At 70.9% G+C, this 17,795-nt stretch carries 11 protein-coding genes and 1 pseudogene; 3 read left to right on the forward strand and 9 right to left on the reverse strand.

The window, feature by feature from the left end; all coding sequences use genetic code 11:
• Nucleotides 1-69: 69 nt before the first annotated feature.
• Entirely contained in the window at nt 70-714 is a 645-nt protein-coding gene (locus ACIOEW_RS10990; protein WP_362546299.1) for a TetR/AcrR family transcriptional regulator C-terminal domain-containing protein, read from the reverse strand.
• 62 nt (nt 715-776) lie between these two features.
• Here ACIOEW_RS10990 and ACIOEW_RS10995 point away from each other — a divergent pair, with 62 nt between their 5' ends.
• Nucleotides 777-2,210 carry an FAD-dependent monooxygenase gene (locus ACIOEW_RS10995; protein WP_401963297.1) on the forward strand — a complete coding sequence of 478 codons (1,434 nt, stop codon included), beginning with the start codon at nt 777-779 and terminating at the stop codon, nt 2,208-2,210.
• A gap of 366 nt (nt 2,211-2,576) precedes the next feature.
• Nucleotides 2,577-4,709: an FUSC family protein gene (locus tag ACIOEW_RS11000; protein ID WP_401963298.1), complete on the forward strand. Its 2,133-nt coding sequence runs from the start codon at nt 2,577-2,579 to the stop codon at nt 4,707-4,709.
• Nucleotides 4,710-4,716: 7 nt separating this feature from the next.
• On the opposite strand, the gene leuE is transcribed toward ACIOEW_RS11000, so the two are convergent.
• Together leuE and ACIOEW_RS11010 are read right to left on the reverse strand one after the other, a co-directional pair.
• Nucleotides 4,717-5,385, reverse strand: coding sequence for a leucine efflux protein LeuE (gene leuE, locus ACIOEW_RS11005; RefSeq protein ID WP_362546290.1), 669 nt, complete (start codon nt 5,383-5,385; stop codon nt 4,717-4,719).
• Nucleotides 5,386-5,435: 50 nt separating this feature from the next.
• Nucleotides 5,436-7,015 (reverse strand): annotated as a pseudogene (locus tag ACIOEW_RS11010) (methylmalonyl-CoA mutase).
• Nucleotides 7,016-7,241: 226 nt separating this feature from the next.
• Between ACIOEW_RS11010 and ACIOEW_RS11015 the strand changes: the two are divergent.
• Nucleotides 7,242-8,180: a L,D-transpeptidase family protein gene (locus ACIOEW_RS11015; protein ID WP_362546284.1), complete on the forward strand. Its 939-nt coding sequence runs from the start codon at nt 7,242-7,244 to the stop codon at nt 8,178-8,180.
• Nucleotides 8,181-8,364: 184 nt separating this feature from the next.
• Here ACIOEW_RS11015 and ACIOEW_RS11020 read toward each other — a convergent pair whose 3' ends face one another.
• The 6 genes from ACIOEW_RS11020 to ACIOEW_RS11045 form a co-directional block, all read right to left on the reverse strand.
• A complete protein-coding gene (locus ACIOEW_RS11020) occupies nt 8,365-9,597 on the reverse strand; it encodes a hypothetical protein (RefSeq protein ID WP_401963300.1) in 1,233 nt (410 codons plus the stop codon).
• The gene (locus ACIOEW_RS11025) at nt 9,597-10,454 is read right to left on the reverse strand and encodes an RNA polymerase sigma factor (protein ID WP_401963848.1); all 858 of its coding nucleotides are present in this window, start codon (nt 10,452-10,454) and stop codon (nt 9,597-9,599) included. Before ACIOEW_RS11025 ends, ACIOEW_RS11020 begins: the two co-directional genes overlap by 1 nt.
• A gap of 712 nt (nt 10,455-11,166) precedes the next feature.
• Nucleotides 11,167-11,457, reverse strand: a complete 291-nt coding sequence (locus ACIOEW_RS11030) for a hypothetical protein (RefSeq protein WP_401963302.1) — start codon at nt 11,455-11,457, stop codon at nt 11,167-11,169.
• A 64-nt stretch (nt 11,458-11,521) separates the two neighbouring features.
• On the reverse strand, nt 11,522-12,292 hold the full coding sequence (locus tag ACIOEW_RS11035; RefSeq protein WP_401963303.1) for a hypothetical protein: 771 nt from the start codon (nt 12,290-12,292) through the stop codon (nt 11,522-11,524).
• Between the two features lie 524 nt (nt 12,293-12,816).
• Nucleotides 12,817-13,074, reverse strand: a complete 258-nt coding sequence (locus ACIOEW_RS11040; RefSeq protein ID WP_401963305.1) for a hypothetical protein — start codon at nt 13,072-13,074, stop codon at nt 12,817-12,819.
• The gene (locus ACIOEW_RS11045; RefSeq protein WP_401963307.1) at nt 13,074-17,795 is read right to left on the reverse strand and encodes a putative T7SS-secreted protein; all 4,722 of its coding nucleotides are present in this window, start codon (nt 17,793-17,795) and stop codon (nt 13,074-13,076) included. Before ACIOEW_RS11045 ends, ACIOEW_RS11040 begins: the two co-directional genes overlap by 1 nt.

The following is a 17,795-nucleotide window of genomic DNA, read 5'->3' on the forward strand; positions in this document are numbered from 1 at the left end:
CGGGGCGGGATCAGCCTCCCGTACTCCGTCGCGGCGGGCTCAGCCCTCCCCCGCTCCGGAAGGGCGGGATCAGCCCGCCCCGTACCGCGCCTCGATGCCCGCGACGATCAGCCGCAGGCCGTCCTCGAAGCGTTCGTCGTAGTTGGCGAAGATCTCCGCGCCTGCCGCGGCGGCCAGCGGGTAGCGGGCCATGCGTTCCGCACGCTCACCGATGTCGAAGCCCTCGCGCTGCTGGTCCGGCATCGGGCGGACGCCCTGCTCCTCGCTGACGAAGCCCATCGTGTACGAGTACGCGGTGGTGCCCGCCCGCACCGCCTGCCACAGCTCGAAACCCGCGTCGACCATGGTCCGCAGATGGGCTTCGAGCCCGTCGGCGTGGTCCGTGCCGGTGAACTTCGCGCCGCCGTAGACCTTGGCCCCGTCGCGGTAGCGCAGCAGCGCGGCGCGCAGCCCGCTGTTGTACGCGACGAGCTGGTCCTGCCAGCGCTCCGGGGTCGGGCCCGGCAGACCCTCGTCGAGCATCCGGCGGTACATCACCGTGGCCATCTCGTCGAGCAGCGCCTGCTTGTCCTTGAAGTGCCAGTAGAGCGCGGGCGCTTTGACGTCGAGCTCCTTGGCGATGGCGCGCAGGCTGAGTCCGTCCAGGCCCACCTCGTTCAGCAGCCGCAGCGCTGTGTCGGCCACCCGGGACCGGTCGATCTTCGTCGTACCCACCTCGACAAGTTAACAGCCCCTCCCCTTGACAACTTAACAGCGTTAAGCGGAGACTCCGGACCATGGAACTTAACAGCGTTAAGGAAACTGTCCGGGAGACCTCGGTCCTCATCGTCGGCGCGGGTCCCTGCGGCCTCGCCCTCGCCTGCGACCTGGCCCGTCGCGGCGTCCCCGCCCTTCTCGTCGAGCAGGCGCCCGCCCTCTTCCCCGGCTCGCGCGGCAAGGGCATCCAGCCCCGCACCCGGGAGGTCCTCGACGACCTCGGGGTCGGTGACGCGATCCGCGAGCACGGCGGTCCCGCGCCGGTCGGGATGGCCTGGCAGAACGGCGAGCGGATGGGCGAGCACCACATGTTCCGGGTGGCCGCCCCGACGGACGCCGAGCCCTACGGGGAGCCGTGGATGATGCCGCAGTGGCGCACCCAGGAGATCCTGCTGGCCCGGCTGCGCGAGCTGGGCGGCGACGTCGTGCTCTCGACCGCGCTGACCGGCCTCGGCCAGGACGCCGACGGGGTCACCGCGCAGCTGAGCACCGGCCCCGTCCGCGCCTCCTACCTGGTCGCGGCGGACGGCGGGCGCTCCACCGTGCGGCGGGCCCTGTCCCTCGCGATGACCGGGGAGACGGTGGACCCGGCACCGATGCTGGTGGCCGATGTACGGGTCGCCGAGGACGCGCTCGACCGGCTCAACTGGCACATGATGAACACCGACTCGGGGTTCATCACGCTGTGCCCGCTGCCCGGGACCGTGGACTTCCAGCTGGTCGCCCAGTTCAAGGAGGGCGAGCCGGACCTCTCCCTGGAGGGGGTGCGCGCACTCGTCGCCGAACGCACCCACGTGGACGCGCAGGACGTCACCGAGGTGCTCTGGGCCTCCGACTTCCGCCCCCGCGCCGCGCTCGCCGACCGGTTCCGCGACGGGCGGGTCTTCCTGGCCGGGGACGCCGCCCACGTCCACTCCCCCGCCGGCGGCCAAGGGCTCAACACCAGCGTGCAGGACGCGTACAACCTGGGCTGGAAGCTCGGCCAGGTGCTGGGCCACGGGGCGCCCGCGGCCCTGCTCGACAGCTACGAGGAGGAGCGCCGCCCCATCGCCGCCGAGATGCTCGGTCTGTCGACCCGTATCCACCGCGGCGAGCAGGAGCGGGGCGCTGCCGCCCAGCAGCTGGGCCTCGGGTACCGCGAGGGCCCGCTGTCGGTGGGCCGCGCGGGCGCTCTGGAGGCCGGCGACCGGGCCCCCGACGGGCCGGCGGGTGAGCGGCGGCTGTTCGACGTCTTCCGGGGCCCGCACTTCACCCTGCTGGCCGTCGGCACCGACGCGGAGCTGCCGGAGTTCGCCGGCTCACAGGTCAGGGTGCACCGCACGGACGCCTACGAGGCGTACGGCAAGGGGCTGTTCCTGGTCCGGCCCGACGGCTACGTCGGCTGGGCGGGCGAGGACGCGACCGGGCTCGCGGAGTATCTGGCTCCGCTGGGTCTTGGCCTCAAGCACGGCTGAACTCCTGTGTCCGCCGGCTTGGAGCCCGGGACCGGCGCCCTGCTCGACCCGGCCCTGATCACTCAGGACCCCTGGGGCGCTCCTCTCGCCCGTTCTCCACGGCCCGCGCGCGGGTGGTTCCGCACTGACCAACAATGGCCGCAGGTACCACGCTGCGAGCCTGCGCGGTGTGGCCCCGGCCGAGAGGAGCGGGCGGCATGAGCGCACAACCGCTGCCGGCACGCGAAGCCCTGCACCCTGCTCCGGCCAGGGCCTTTCGTTCGGATCACCCAGCGAGCCCGGCATGATCCGAACGAGAGGCGGCCCCAGGTCCGACGCCCACCGCGCGAACGGGTCCGAGGGGACCCGCACGGGTGAGGCAGGCGTGTGAGCACCGGCGTGGACAGGTCAGCGGCCCTGCGCAAGGCCGCCCGGGTGACGCTTGCGGTGAGCATCGGCTTCTACCCGCTGCTGTACGCCGCCGAACAGCCGATCGCCGCTCTCTACGCGCTCTTCGCGCCCATTGCCTTCGGTCTGCTCTCCGCCATCCCCGGCTCCGGCCGTCAAAGGGCATCCGTCATGCTGTGCGCGCTTCCCGCGGGACTCGCGCTGGCGTCCCTGGGAACGGTCCTCGCGGTGAATACCTGGGCGGCGGTCGGCGGCGTGCTCGCCGTCGGGTTCCTGCTGACGTTCGCGGCCGTGGCCGGTCCGCGCCCGGCGGGAACGGGGCCCGGCCTCCAGCTCTTCTACATCCTGGCCTGCTTCCCTCCCTACGACCCCGATTCGCTGGGGGCCCGGCTCCTGGGGCTGACCACGGGGACTCTGCTCCTCGCCGCATGGGAGGTGCTCCTGCCCGAACCGTCCGCAGCTTCCTACCGTGAACGGCTGGCGCGCGCGCTCGAAACGGCAGCCGCCGGGGCCACACCCGGCGAGGTCACGCCCGAGAAGCTGCGGAGGGCCGGATCGAGACTGCGGCTGTCGCACATCCCGCCGGCGGAGAGGCCGGCCGGTGCGGGCCGGACGGATCGCGCGCTGGATCAGGCCGGCCGCTCGGTACGGCGGCTCCTGGAACAGCTGGCGACGCTCGCCGAAGCGACACCGCGCGCCGCCGACGAGGCGTCCACCGCCCTCCTCGGCCGGGTCGCGGCAGTCTGCACCGCATGCGCGCGGTTCCTGCGTACCGGCAGCCACCCGCCCCCTGCCGGGGCGCTGGAAGAGGCGATGCGACGCTTCCAGGAGGAACGCGTCCTTCTGGTGTCGGGAGCGCCCGTCCGTCTGGTGTCGGGACCGCCCGGCGACCTGCCCCCGACCGCCGTGCTGCAGCGCCAGTCGCGGGTGCTGGCACTGGCCGAATCGGCCCGGATCGTGGAGGTCACCGCAGACATCGCCGTGAACGACGGGCCCACCGCGCCGGCCGCCCCACGCGATCTGTTCTGGTACGCGGAGCTGTCCACACCGAGGCTGTGGGCTCACCGCGTCCTCGGCAACATGACGTTCCGGTCGGTGGTCTTCCAGAACGCCGTACGGACCTCGCTCGGCCTCGCAGCCGCCCGGCTGGTGGCCGGTTCCTTCGACCTGGCCCACGGGTTCTGGGTGCTTCTGGCGGTGCTGACCCTCGAACGTACGACGGTGGGCGCGACCTGGCGGACGGTTCGGCTGTCGGTGGCCGGCAATGCCGTGGGGGCTCTCGTGGCGGGGGCCCTCCTGACGGGGGTGGGCCCGCACACCGATGTGTACGCCGCCCTGCTCGCCCCCGCGATGCTGGTGGGGTTCTGGCTGGGACCGTTGCTGGGGATCGCTTTCGCGCAAGGGGCGTTCACCCTGGTCGTGGCCACCGCGTTCGCCCAGCTGTCGCCGGTCACCTGGCGCTTGTCGGAGGCACGGATGATCGACGTCGTCACCGGCAGCGTGATCGGCCTGCTGTGCGGGCTGCTGGCCTGGCCGGCCGGGGCCCGAAGGGAGGTCCGCCGCGCCATGGCCGGGCTCCTGCGCTCGTGCGGCGGGATGGTGCCCCCGACCGCGGAGACGCTGCTGACCCCGCCGCCGGGCTCGTCGGCGCAGCCGCAGACGTTGCCGAGCCTGCACAGGCTGCGGCTTGCCGAGGCGGCGTACGCGCAGTACCGCAGCGAGGCCCCGGGCGCCTCGGAGGAAACCGGCCCCGACTGGCACTCCGTGCTCATCGTCGCCAACCAAATGCTCATGGGCGCGTACCGGCTGCCCCGCTTCGGTCTTCGTCCGAGCTCCGGCACGACGGGCTCGTCCGCGGCCTGGGCCCGCGCCACAGCGACGGCTATGGAGGCGGAGGCGGACCGGATCGCATCACTGCTGACCGGCCGAACGGTGCCCGCGCGGCCGCCCGTACCGCAACCGGGCGACTACCCGCCGGCCTCCCTGTCGGTCGATCTGGAGGTGTGGATGACAAGCCTCGGCCACCAGTTCGCCCGGATCGAAGCCTCCGTGACGCCACCGTCCCGCCCGGGAGCCCCTGGACTGCCCGGGCGCAGCGCCCGGGAGTCCTGAGGTCCGGTCAGACGCTGCTGAGCGAGAGCTTCGCCGCGAAGCCGAGGAACAGCACGCCCGCCGCCGAGGTGGCTCCCGCCGAGAGTCGCTTACGGCGGCGGAACGCGGCGGAAAGCCGGGTTCCGCCGAAGATCAGCATCGACAGATACAGGAAGCTGGCGATCTGGAGCAGGGTGCCCAGCAGCAGGAAGGAGAGCGCCGGATACGCGTACCCGGGGTCGACGAACTGCACGAAGAACGAGATCAGGAACAGGATGGCCTTCGGGTTGAACAGGCTGACCACCAGGGCCCGCCGGTACGGCCGCTCCATGGCACCCGGGGTCTCCGCCCCGTCCGCGGCCTCACCCGTGAGCTCGGCCACCCGGCGGTGCCGCTCGCGCCACATCGACACCGCGGCGCGCAGCATCCCGATCGCCAGCCAGGTCAGATAGCCCGCACCGGCGAACTTCACGATGGTGAAGAGCACGGGCGTCGTCTGCAGCAGGGACGAGGCTCCGAGCGCGGACAGCGTCATCAGCACGGTGTCCCCGGTCCACACCCCGGCCGCGGCCACGTAGCCGGTCCGTACCCCGCGCCGGGCGGCGACGGACAGCACGTACAGCGAATTCGGCCCCGGCAGCAGAACGATGAGCACGAGGCCGGCGAGATAGGTCGGAAGGTCGGTGACACCCAGCATGAAACGGAGTGTCGCACGGGGGTACGACACGCCGGAAGCGGGGTTCCGCCTCAGAACGCGTCCGTCGGCACGTACGTCCCCCACACGTCCCGCAGCGCGTTGCACACCTCGCCCACCGTGGCCCGGGCCCTGAGCGCGTCCTTCATCGGGTGGAGCACGTTGTCCGTGCCCCCGGCCGCCTTGCGCAGGGCCGCCAGGGCCGTGTCCACCGCGCCCTGGTCGCGTGCGGCGCGGAGCTTCGCCAGCCGGGCCGCCTGCTGGGCCTCGATCGCCGGGTCGACGCGGAGCGGCTCGTACGGCTCCTCCTCGTCGAGCTGGAAGCGGTTGACGCCGACGACGACCCGCTCGGCGCTGTCCGTCTCCAGGGCGATGCGGTAGGCGCTGCGCTCGATCTCGTTCTTCTGGAAACCGCGCTCGATCGCGTGGACGGCGCCGCCCATGTCCTCGATCCTGAGCATCAGTTCCACGGCCGTGGCCTCGACGTCGTCGGTCATCCTCTCGACGACGTAGCTGCCCGCGAACGGGTCGACGGTGGCCGTCACGTCCGTCTCGTACGCCAGGACCTGCTGGGTGCGCAGGGCGAGGCGGGCGGACTTGTCCGTCGGGAGCGCGATCGCCTCGTCGAAGGAGTTGGTGTGCAACGACTGGGTGCCGCCCAGGACCGCGGCCAGCCCTTGTACCGCGACGCGCACCAGGTTGACCTCGGGCTGCTGCGCGGTGAGCTGCACACCGGCGGTCTGGGTGTGGAAGCGGAGCATCAGCGACTTCGGGTTCGAAGCGCCGAACTCCTCCTTCATCACCTTCGCCCAGATCCGCCGGGCGGCGCGGAACTTGGCGACCTCCTCCAGGATCGTCGTACGCGAGACGAAGAAGAAGGAGAGCCGCGGGGCGAAGTCGTCGACGTCCATGCCGGCCGCGACGGCGGTACGCACGTACTCGATGCCGTCCGCGAGCGTGAAGGCGATCTCCTGCGCGGGAGAGGCCCCGGCCTCCGCCATGTGGTAGCCGGAGATCGAGATGGTGTTCCACTTCGGGATCTCGGCCCGGCAGTACTTGAAGATGTCGGCGATCAGCCGCAGCGAGGGCTGGGGCGGGAAGATGTACGTGCCGCGGGCGATGTACTCCTTGAGCACGTCGTTCTGGATGGTGCCCGTGAGCTGCTGCGCCGGGACGCCCTGCTCCTCCGCGACCAGCTGGTACATGAGCAGCAGCAGCGCGGCAGGGGCGTTGATCGTCATGGACGTGGAGACCTTGTCCAGCGGGATCCCGTCGAACAGCACGCGCATGTCGTCGACCGAGTCGATCGCCACCCCGACCTTGCCGACCTCACCGGACGCGATCTCCGCGTCGGAGTCGTGGCCCATCTGGGTGGGCAGGTCGAAGGCGACGGAGAGGCCCGTCGTGCCGTTGGCGATCAGCTGCCTGTAGCGGGCGTTGGACTCGGTGGCCGTGCCGAAGCCCGCGTACTGGCGCATCGTCCAGGGCGGCCGGTGTACATGGACGGGTACACACCGCGTGTGAAGGGGTAGGCGCCCGGCTCCCCCAGCTTCTCCGCGGGGTCCCATCCGTCGAGCGTGTCCGGCCCGTAGACCGGCTCGATGGGCAGTCCCGACTCCGACTCGCGTGTCATCTGCTGCGCCTCCCGCTGAAGCTGCTCGCCGGCAGCCGATGGTCTTCGCGACGGACTGTAGCGGCGGGCGCTCGACTGTCGGAGGGGCCCGGCCGGAGCTTGCCCACAGCCCTGATGCCTGACATCCTCCGGTCCTCGATGCCGCTTTCCCCATCATGCGCAGGATTCGGCAACCGGGCAGAGCGGGAATCCGTCCCATGAGATACCGCAGATTCAGGGGGCCGAGATGATACGCAGCAGCAGGACCGGGCGCGGCCACGCGCACAGGGGCGGCCGGGGGGCCGGTGCGGCCTCCGCCGTCGCCGTACTGGCGCTGGTCGCCGTGACCGCAGGATGCAAGGCCGAGCCCGCCGGCAGCGCGTCGGCCGCACCGTCGGCGAGCAGCTCACCCACCGACGACGCCAAGCCCGGCACGAAGGCACCGGAATCGGCCACGCCGTCCGCGAGCGCGAAGCCGAGCGAGAAGCCGAGCGCGCCTCCGAAGGCCACGCCCAGCTCCACACCTCCGTCCACGCCGTCGGCCGATCCGCAGGCCAAGGTGCTGATGGCGAGCGGCGCCGAGGGCAAGCAGGTGCGCGAGCTCCAGGCCCGGCTGCGTCAGATCGGCCACTTCGACCGCAGTCCCACGGGCTACTACGGCTCCGTCACGGTCGCCGCCGTGCAGTCGTTCCAGGGCAAGCGCGGGCTGTCCCGTACGGGAAAGACGGACACGCTCACCTGGCAGAAGCTGCTCGGCATGACGCACGCGCCGACGGCCGCCGAGCTGAACCCGCCGACCACCCGTCCGGCCGCGAAGCCGGACAAGCGCTGTATGACGGGCCGGGTGATCTGCATCAGCAAGAACAGCCGGTCGCTGTCCTGGATGATCGACGGCAGGGTCGTCTCGTCGATGGACGTGCGGTTCGGCTCTCAGTACACGCCGACGCGCGAAGGCACCTTCTCCGTCTACTGGAAGTCCCGGCACCATGTGTCGTCGATCTACCACACGGCCATGCCGTACGCGATGTTCTTCAGCGGCGGCCAGGCGGTGCACTACTCGTCGGACTTCGCGGCCCGCGGCTACAACGGCGCCTCGCACGGCTGCGTCAACGTCCGGGACGAGGGGAAGATCGCCTCGCTGTTCGACCAGGTCCGCAACGGCGACAAGGTCGTCATCTACAAGTGAGGTCATGAAATGAGGGGCGCGGGCGGGACCGGGGGAACGTGTCCCGCCCGCGCCGTTTGCGCCGAGCCGTAGGTACGGGGGGAACCCCGGCTCCGGGCGCTGCCGATGACCAGTCGGCTCACTCAGTACTGCGTCCGCAGGCCGAAAAACGTCACACCCGGTGGTGGTGGGGCGGTGCGGACCGTCAGCGCGCCGCGAGGGAGAACGCCGACGCCGGGAAGTGCGAGGACTCGGAGTCCGGGGCGAGGGCGGCGGCCGAGGGCTCCGGGGGAGCCGTGGAGAAGCGGATCGAGGGCAGGGTGCCCGAGCCGCCACCGGACGAGCCGTCGCTGCCGGCCGGGTCGTCTTCGCCGTCGCCGCTGTCGTTGCCGCTCTGGCCGTCGCCGTTCTTCCCGTTGCCGCTCGTTCCGTCGTCGCTCGTTCCATCCGCCTGGTCGATCATCCGGTCGCAGAACCGGTCGAGGTTGCGGGCTCCGTTGGCCAACGCTTCGAGGCGGCTTCTGCGCTCGTCGTCGAGCGTGCCGTCGCGGTAGGCGCGGCAGGCCTTCAGAGTCTTGGCGTACCAGGTGAGCGTCTTGCCGCCGGTGCCGCTGGACGTCCCGTCGCCCGCCTGGCCGTCCTGACTGCTCTCGCCCTGCGTCGCGTCGGCACCGTCCGACGGGGCGTCCCCGGTGCCGCCGGACCGGTTGTCGCCGGTGCCGTCGCCGCCGGCGTCCTCGTCCGTGGTGCCGCCGTCGCCGTCGGGGCGGCCGCTCTCCGGGCCGCCGGTCCTGCCGGAACCGGGCTTGCCCGGCGTCGCGGTGTCGCCGCCCGGGGATCCGGGCGGCGGTGCGGACGTCTCGTCGTCGGCGGTCAGGCCGGAGCCCAGCTCCTCGGGGGTCGCCGCGGCCGACACCGAGGTGGCCGGTGCGGGCGCGTGGCGGCCGAAGGGGCCGGGCAGCATCCCGGTCCCGGCGGCCACGGCCACCCCGCCGATCGCGCAGCACGCGAGGGAGGCGACCAGGCCGAAGCGGATCGGCCGGCTCCAGCGCATCGGGCGGGGGCCGCGGGAACCCGCGGCTCCGGACGCCGTGCCGGAACCGGCCGAACGTATGTGTACGGGCGCGAGCATCCCGGACTCGGACTCGGTGGAGCCGTCCGTCCCGGAGGCCCGGGCCGCGCGCGGCGGAGCCGTGGGGGCGGACGCGGCGGCGGTGTGGGCGGTGGGACGACGGGCGGCGCGGAAGGCGGCCAGTGCGGCTGCCTCGCCGGGCAGTTCCCCGGTGGCGGGGCGGGCGGTGCGGGCCACTACGTCCAGAGCGGCCGCGAGCCTTTCTGCGTCCTGTGGGAGCCGGCCGTCGGCAGGATCGACCGGTTCGCGGCGGAGAATTCTCTCCGCCGCTGCCTTGTCAAGCCATTCGTGCTGCTCGTCGGCCATCACATGTCCTTCTGCGTCCACGGACGCGAATGCGTCACACCGGCGGGCGCCACCAGGCCGGTGCGGGAGGGGCGTTGCGCGGGAACGGCGCCGAGTTCCACCGTCCGGCCCGCCCCGTTGCCCTGCGGGGACTGCGCCGGGGCCGTGCCGTCGACCGGCCCCCTGGGCGCCCCGACCCCTCCGGCCGGTCCGTCGCCGCGCGGACGGCTCGCTTCCGCGGAGCCGGAGCCGACCGCCCGCGGACCGCCTTCGCCGCCCGGGTTCCCGGCGCCGTCCACACCGTCCGCGCCGTCCACGCCGTCCACGCCATCCGTCCGCAGCAGTTCGGCGAGCCGCTTCAGCCCGCGGTGCGCGGCGGTGCGGACCGCACCGGGCCGCTTGCCCAGCGTCTGCGCCGCGCTCTTCGCGTCGAGACCGACCACCACGCGCAGCACCACGGCCTCGGCCTGGTCCTGCGGCAGCTGGGCGATGAGTGACATGGTCCGGCTGGTCGCCAGCGCCTCGATCGCCTCGTCGGCCGTGTCGGACCCGGCCGGCTTCTCGGACAGTTCCGTCTCGTCGCCGCCGATGGCGGGCCGCCTGCCGCGCATCCGCAGATGGTCCAGGGCACGGTTACGGGCTATCCGCGCCGCCCAGCCCCGGAACCGGTCGGCGTCACCGCTGAACCGGTCGAGGTCCCTGGCTATCTGCAGCCACGACTCGGACGCCACGTCCTCGGCGTCCGGCTCCCCCACCAGTGTTCGTATGTAGCCCAGCAGCCGCGGCTGCACAGCGCGGTACACAGCACGGAAGGCGTCCTCGTCCCCGTCCTGCGCCGCGAGCACCGCGGCAGTAAGCCCCGCGTCGTCCCCCAGCACTCCCTCAACCCTGCCCTGCTGTCCTGAATCGCAGCTGGTCATCACTGCGGCGCCACCCTGCGCGACTCAGCACGCTACGTCCTTCGCGGGCACCGCGTCCATGACTTGTACAACCCGCAACATTCTTCGGACACCGTGCGGTGTGACAGAAAACGCAGTCGCGGCGCTGAGATGAGTACGGGGTCGTCCTGCGGCCCCGCGGAAGACGACCGGGGCCTCTCCTGTGGGGGGTGGCGGCCCCGGTCGTCCTCCATTCCCCCGCTCCTGTCATGTCACGCCCAGAGCATGTGGCCTCCGCACGCCCCGCGCGCAGCCGAAGGGCCGGGCGAGGCCTGAACGCGCCTTACGGCGCTTCGGGCTCATCATTCGCGACAGAGGCAAGGATTACGCCCCTCTTCAGGGATTCCACCCCATTCCCGGACAATTTAACCTTGGCGCTGTAGGGCGGATGCAGGGAGTCCACAATTTTTTCGTAGCACTTGATCCAGTCGAGGCTCAGGAGGACTGGATCGCCTGTTGCGTCACCAGTTGGACAAGTCCTGAAATGCCGGCCGGTGCGCACCACGCCACCTACGCAGCGGACTACGCACGTGGCGGACGCAGCATCTCCAGCCTCTACTGAGTAGATCTGGAGCTCCCCAGAAATACCGTCACCCATGTCCGTGATCCTCCGGGAAGTCGAAGCGCGGCGCGATGACCGGAGGTCTGCCCGTCACACTCGCGGTCCCTCACCGTCCATGGTGAGCTCTTCGGTCGCTGTCCCGGCAGCCACCCGCCTGTCGAGGGACGCCAGGCCGGTTCGGTCGCTCCAGTGCAGGTAATAACGATGCAACGGCCGGCCGGGACGTGGGCGAAATATGATCCGGCGCATTCGGGGGTGGTCCGCGAGCAGGTCGCCCTCCTGCTCGTCGAAGCCGGCGATCGGCTCGTCGGCCGTGATCGGTTCTCCTGCGGAGAAGTAATGCGTGTCCCGCTTACGAAAGGCCGCTGTCAGCCTGCCCACGGATTCCTCTCGGTCATGTGAGGGATCAGGACTTCGCTCGCTCCGGGCAGGGCAGGGCAGTGGTTCACGGCTTCTGCGGGGGCGGCACGTCTGCGTAGTCCTCGACCAGTCCAGCGATGAGCGCGAGCAGGGCGTCGGCCCGATGGCGGTCATTCTGTTGGTTGCGCAGGGCATCGTCGGCGGCCCGGAGCCGGGCCAAGGCGGCCGGTTCGCGGTCCATCACGTCGTCGATCACCGGCTCGGTGATCAGGTCCAGGCACTCTGTGAGCAGCCGACGCGTGGTGTCGGACGGCGGGGCGGGATCGGGGTCGGCGAACCAAGTGGTCAAGTACCGGACCGGGTCGGTCAGATTCCAGCCGACGACGCTGCCGTGCTGGACGAGGAGCGCCATGTCCGGGGCGATGCCGATACAGACCTCCAGCGGTTCGTCCAGGACGTCGAGGTCGCGCAAACAGATCAGCATGGCGTCCCCCGGAGCGCGGCACAGCACCGTGCACGTCTCATGCCGGAAGTCCCGGACCTCGTCCGCGCGGAGCCCGCCCGGGCGTACGGCAGGCATGGCGGGAAGGCGAGTAGAGGTCTCGGCGACGGCGGACATGTACGGCATCTGGAGTTCGACCCCGACCAGTTTCCGGCTGTCCGGGGCGAACCGGAAGACATCGGGCGTGTCCCACAACCAGTGTTGGCTACCGAAGGTGTCCGCAACGAACCGCTCACGCTCCTTCCCGTCCGCGTAGTGCATGACGCACACAGCGTCGCCTGAAAAGCGGGGGGCGATGTGCAGCGGCTCGTCCGTCACCACCGCGCGCCAGTCATCACCCATATTGATTCTCACCGCGGTTGCTCCTCATCGGATCTGCTCAGCCGTAGCCGTACGACCGCGCTTGGCGGGAATCCCGTCCTCTACGACATCGGGGCAGAGCCTCCGTCGCGCCCGCTTCAGCGGCCATGGTCATCTGCGACGACACTGGATTCATCTACAAAGGCAAGGCGACGCCGTCCCGTGAGATCGACACTGGCCGGCGCCGGGCGAGAACTGAATTCCTCACGACATTTCGGGTGTGATGAACTCCAGCGCGTGTCGAAATGACTTCCGCAGCCGGGGCACTCGGCGACGTACCCGTGGGCGCGTGAGCGCTCGACTCCATTGGCGAACAGGGGAGAGGCAACGTCCCATTCCGCTACCCGGCCCTTCGCGCCGCAGACGCGGTGCGACATGCTGTGGGGCTCGCCAACAACGGCCCCGTCGAAGTCCCCCTCAGCCGCTGCTCCGGCAACCACCCGCCTGCCGAGAGGCACCAGATCGGTTCCGTTTCCGTTCAGGTTCTGCCGGAGTCATAGGGGCTGTTGCCGCGGGCCTCACGCGCCTGTGCCCCGAAGGCGACGCGCAATGTCGATGTCCCGCTGCAGCGCGCTGAACCGGGGCTCCTCCCGGCTCGCGTCGAGCACAACGACGTGCAGCCTGTCCCCAACCTGGGGCCGCGCGCTGCTCTCGTCCCACCAGGAGGGGTGCTTCACCTGATCGATGAATCCGGTACGACCATCGGCATCGACTTTCGAGCCCACTGGAGCGACCGCAACCACGGTCACATCGAGCTCCTGATGATCATGAAACACTATTTCGGTCCTCCGAAAATCGAAATCCAACTACGCCCCTGGGTGAGTTCATTGAATCGATCCAGCTTCCCCACGGGGATTTCGAACTCCAAACGCACCGCCCCATTAGGGCCGTTACGGTCGATAACCTTCGCATGCTCGCCAAATTCTTCCAGGAACGACGGATGCATCTCGTACTTCACCATACCCTTGGCGAAGTTGATGCCCGTCGGTCCAGCGTACTCCGCGGCAACGGACCGTTCACCAAAGTAGATTTTCCCGTCGGAGATGATGCCTCCACCGATATCCACGCCGGGTTGATGGTTGGCCGGATTCGGGCCGTGGGCGAGTTCGTATTCCGCGTGGGCCCCCTTGGGGGTCCTGTAGATCGGGACGTAGTCCGGTGCCAGTCCCAGGCGGTCCGTCCAGCGGTGCGGGTTGTCCACGTACGCGACGGGGTTGGGGGCCGGAGCCAGCCCCAGCGGGTCCGGGGAGGCGTAGCGGCCGGATTCCGGGTTGTAGTGGCGGAAGACGTTGTAGTGGAGGCCGGTTTCGGGGTCGTAGTACTGGCCGGGGAAGCGCAGCGGGGTGTATGTGCCGCTGTTGCGGGACCAGGCGGTGGTGCCCCAGAGGGTGGAGCGGGAGCGCCAGGCGATGTCGCCGGACTCGTCGATGAGTTCGGTGGGGGTACCGATGAGGTCCGTGGCGATGGCGAAGAAGCGGCGGTCGATCTCCTCCTGACCGTCGTCGGCCGTGAGGATGCGCTCGGTCTGGGCCAGGGGTGTGTGGCCGCGGTGGTCCCAGGTGAGGGCGACCGTGTTCGGGGTGTCCGGGTGGTGGGTGGTCTGTTCGCACAGGGTCAGGCCGTCCCAGGTGAACCGGACCTCCTCGACCACCCGCTCGTCGTCGACCGCCAGGCGCTGCTTCGCGGTGCGGCGGCCGAGCGGGTCGTAGCGGTAGCGCCACCGTGTGCCGTCGGGGGTGATGACGGAGGTGAGGCGGTTCTCCACGTCCCACGTGTAGCGCCAGGTGTCGGGCTTGCGGGAGAGGCGGGTCTTCTGGCGCAGGGTGACGCGGCCGAGGGCGTCGTGCTCGAAGCGGACGTTCCCGGCGCGGGTGATGCTGGTGCCGGTGTAGGCGCGCGGTCCGGTGGCCTCGGTGCCCGGGTGGCCGGAGGGCCAGGAGGCCGAGGTCTGGTTGCCGGCGTCGTCGTAGGTGTAGCGCTCCGTCCAGTCCTTGGCGTGGACGGCGGTGACGCGGCCCGCTCGGTCGAGGTCGAAGGTGCGGGTGCCGGAGTTCTGATCGGCGACGGATATGAGGTGGCCGTCGGCGCGGTACATGTAAGCGCGGCTGTTGACCGGACGCACTCCGGCAGTGATGTGCTGGGCGGAGAGCCGTCCGGCCTCGTCCCAGGCCGACGTCATGGTGAGCGCGTCGCCGAAGGCGCGGGTGAGCTCCCGGCCGACGGCGTCGTGCGTGAAGTCGATGCGGTGGCTGCCGGTGGTGAGGCGCTGGGTCTGCCCGTCCGTGCCGTAGGTGTAGGAGGTGACGTGACCGGTGGGTGTGGTGCGTCGCGTGCGGCGGCCGAGGACGTCGTATGCGTACGAGCTGGGGTGGCCGTCGACCAGTTCTGTCTTGGTGAGTCCTCGGCGGTCGTACTGGTACCGGAGTTCGCTGTCCGGCCCGACCGCTTCCAGCAGCCGTCCGGCCCGGTCGTAGCCGTAGGTCGTCACATGGCCGTCGACGTCCTTGCTGACCACCTGGCCGAGCTGGTCGCGCTCGAACGAGATGGTCCCGCCGAGCGCGTCGGTACGGGCAGCGAGCCGGCCCACGGCGTCCACCCGGTAGCTGAGGGTGCGTCCGTCGAAGTCGGTCTCGGAGACGATGTTGCCGGCCGCGTCGTACGCGTAACTCCATTCCAGTCCCTGTGGGTTGGTGACGCGGGTGAGGCGCAGTTCGTTGTCGTGCTCGAACTCGTGGCGGACGCCGTCGGGTCCGGTGCGGGCGAGGGGCAGGTCGAAGTGGGTGTACTCGGAGCGGGTGACGCCACCGGATGCGCCGGTGTGCGTCAGGCGGTTGCCCTCGCCGTCGTACGTCCATGACTCCGTGGCGCCGTCCGGTCCGGTGCGGCGGGCGAGTTGGCCGTCGACGTGCCACTCCAGGCGGGTGACGCCGCCCGCCGGATCGGTGACGCGGACCGGTCTGCCGAGGGCGTCCCGCTCCGTGCGGGTGACGGCGCCGGTCGGGCCGGTCACCTCCACGGCCAGGCCCGCCGCGTCGCACACCACGTGGGTCGTGGCGCCGAGCGCGTCGGTGACCGAGGTGAGCCGGCCGGCCCGGTCGTAGGTGTAGCGGGTGGTGGAGCCTGCCGGGTCGGTGGCCGCCGTGCGGTTGCCGCGTTCGTCGAACTCGTGGAGCGTGCGGCTGCCGTCCGGTCCGACGACCTCCACGGGCAGGCCGAACGGGCCGCGGACCGTGCGTAGTTCGCCGCCGTCGGGGGCGGTGGTGGAGACGAGGCGGTCGTCTTCGTCGTAGGCGAAGGCGGTGCGCAGACCCAGCGCATCGGTGCGGGCCAGGAGGTTGCCGCATGGGTCGTAGGTGAACCGGGTGGTGTGGCCGAGCGGGTCGGTGACGGCCAGCCGACGGCAGCCGGGGCCGAACAGATGGCGTGTGGCGTGGCCTTCGGCGGTGGTGAGTGTGGTGGAGCGGTGGCCCGTCTCGGGGTCGGGTTCGGTGTAGGCCAGGGTGATCTGGACGTGGCCGGCCTGGCCGCCTTCGGCTATGACGCGGTCGTGGTCGTCGTAGGCGTAGTCGTAGCGGCTGTTGTTGGAGTCGATCCAGGCTGTGACGCGGCGGCGGTCGTCGTAGACGAAGGTGGTCGTGGCGCCCGACGGCTTGCTTACGGTGGTGAGGTCGCCGCCGTCGTAGCCGTAGCTCATCAGGGGCAGGTCCGTGCCGTCCTCGCCCGCACCGGCCAGGGACAGAGCGGTGATCCGGCCGTCCTCGGTGGTCAGATTCACGTGGTGGCCCGCGGAGTGGACCAGGGCCAGCGGCAGGCCGCCCTCGTCACGGTCGACGCTGATCCTGTGGCCGTTGCGGTCGGTCACCTCCGACAGCCAGGCGGTTCCGTCACCCCCCGGCTCGGCGCCGGACGGGGCGTCGAAGTCGAGGACCAGGCCGCTGTCGGGGTCGGTGACCGTGTAGTCGCCGTTGGCGTCGCGGGCCAGCAAGGTGCGGGCCCTGCCCGATTCCGGTGTGGTCGGTGCGCCCGGGGCCGGGTGCGGGTACCGGATCAGGAGCCCGTCGGCGGTGATGTGGATGACACCGACGGCGTCGATCTGCAGGCGTTCGTCGACGGTGGACGTCCAGGAGGGCCCCAGGAAGCGGCCGGCCGTGCAGCCGGACTCGGTGCGGCGGGTGAACAGGAGCGGCAGGATGCCGGCGAGCGCGACGTCGGTCTGCGGCAGGTACATCCGGCCGGTGGCGAGGTCCACCGGGTCGGTGTCGTCGGATATTCGCTCGCCGTCGGGCCGGCTGTGGGTGCCTTCCGGGGCGTCGTCGACCAGGCGGCGCAGCCGTGCGGCCTCGGCGGCCTCGTCGGCGACACGCACGCCCTTGACCGCGGCGCCGCCGCCGCCGGTGGCGATGGTCAGCGCGATGTCGGGGATCAGCCGGCCGAATCCCTCGGCCGGGTCCTTCATGAAGTCCTTGACCATCGTGGTGCCGGTGCCGACCGGGTCGTTGGCGGCGACCACCAGACCGGCGGCAAGGCTGTTGAGGGAGGTGACGTACTCGCCCGGATGCGTGAGGTTGTACGGGTCCATGGGGTTGACGCTGCGGACGAAGTTGAGCATGCCCGCCGTGGCCTTGATGATGCCGCCGTCCACATGCATGCCCATGACCTGGAGTTCCTCGGCCCCGTCGCGCAACTGCTCGCTGTACGACGGCTTCTGCGGCGCCATGTCGCGGGCGGCCTGGACCGCCGTGCGCGCGGTCTGCGCCGCCGAGTTCCGCTGCTCGCGGGCCGCGGCGAGGAGGTCCTGCGCATCCTGCATCAGCTTCTTGCCGGGGTCGGCGAACGTCGACGCGGGACGGGGAGGCAGAGACGACGGGTCACGCTTGTCGGAGGGCTGAGCGTTGTAGCGGTCGACCGCGCTGTTGAAGCCGTCGACCTTCTTGCGGTGGGCATCCGCCGCGTCCTCTGAGGCCTTGATGCCCTCCTTCCACTTGTCGATCGCCGTCTGCGCCTGCCCCTGCGCCCAGGTGACGGTGTCAGCGAACGCGTCAAGAGCGCCGATCGCCTTCGCGCTCGCATCGGCTGCGGCGTACCACTTGGGCGGCTGGGTGCCCACCGCAGTGCGCAGCGCGTCGGCCGTCTCGCCCTTGAGCTGCCCGGAGTCCAGGCCCTTGAGACCGTCACCGGTGCCGTCGAAGGCCGACTGGAAGGCGCGGAGCTTGGTGACGGTGGCGTTGAGTTTGCTGGGGCTGCCGTAGATCAGCTTGGTCTTGTCCTCGGTCTGCCCGAGGTCCATCTCGTCGACCTCCGCGCCCATCCGGTTGGCAACCGAACGGGACTGCTCGCGCACCCAGTCCGCACCGGAATCCCAGCCGACATCGTCCAGCCGGTCCGCGGTCCAGTTCCCGGCGTCCTCGACCCGGTCACCGGCCCACTCGACGCCGTCCTCGATCACGTCCTCGACCGAGTCGGGCGTGATATCGCTCAGGAAGTCGCCTATACCCAC

Origin of the sequence: Streptomyces sp. NPDC087901, from assembly GCF_044742205.1 — a bacterium.
Classification (GTDB): domain Bacteria; phylum Actinomycetota; class Actinomycetes; order Streptomycetales; family Streptomycetaceae; genus Streptomyces.